General features: G+C 40.8%; 1 protein-coding gene. It reads left to right on the plus strand.

Annotation, left to right across the window (positions count from 1 at the left end; genetic code table 11):
• Positions 1 to 260 (plus strand): hypothetical protein (locus tag SB749_RS19915; protein WP_410711829.1); only part of this gene is annotated, 260 nt, incomplete at both ends.

A 260-nucleotide genomic window follows, 5' to 3' on the forward strand; every position in this document is an offset into this window, starting at 1 on the left:
CTCGCCGTGTTCTTCAAGCAAATAAAGCACTTTTAGCACCTGAGCATGACCTTATTATTGCTGGGTCATTAATGGCAACTAAGCGTGAAAATGGTAGTTCTGATGCAATTTACCTAAGTTTGAACCCAATCACTATGGATGCCCAAAATGAATGGGTATATTTCGGTACAGTGAATGGTAGTGTAATTTACCGCTTGCCTGCCTCATCACTTGCCAATGATAATTTGACGGATAGCCAACTGAGTAAAACCGTAGAGTTT

The sequence above is a fragment of the Brevibacterium sp. SIMBA_078 genome (assembly GCF_046534565.1).
GTDB lineage: Bacteria > Actinomycetota > Actinomycetes > Actinomycetales > Brevibacteriaceae > Brevibacterium.